Consider the following 412-nt stretch of genomic DNA (forward strand, 5'->3'; position numbering starts at 1 on the left):
AACGCGGTGACCCGGTGCCCGTCAGCATCAGTGAAGGACAACTGGGCGCCAGGATGTGGCCGCTCCTTCCGCAGGATCAGGCGGGTGCCGGCGGGCCAGCTTTTGATGTTCACATGGTCGGTAGCATCTACCACCCACGCCCCCTCCCGGATGGAACTGTCGGTGTTGATCGCTGCCTGCCACAACTGAGCCGGAATCTGATCAACGACCTGCTGAACGGGCTGGGTCAGGAAGTAGCCGAAAGAGAACTCCACCTTCAGTTCCCGGCAGTGATCAGCGAAAGCGTGGGAAGCCCCAGCACTGTCGCTGCGCACCAGCACACCAGGACCGGCTTCAGCGCCGGGACGTACATGAGCAGGCAGGGCTTCGATGGCTTGGTCGATCACGGTGATGTGATCAGCAGCAGTGTTCG

At 61.9% G+C, this 412-nt stretch carries 1 protein-coding gene; it reads right to left on the bottom strand.

Going from position 1 to position 412, the window contains the following annotated elements:
• A partial coding sequence (locus FEF26_RS15580; RefSeq protein ID WP_208012971.1) for a transposase occupies positions 1–412 on the bottom strand: 412 nt, incomplete at both ends.

This window comes from Nesterenkonia salmonea (genome assembly GCF_005771525.1).
In the GTDB taxonomy this organism is placed as follows: domain Bacteria; phylum Actinomycetota; class Actinomycetes; order Actinomycetales; family Micrococcaceae; genus Nesterenkonia; species Nesterenkonia salmonea.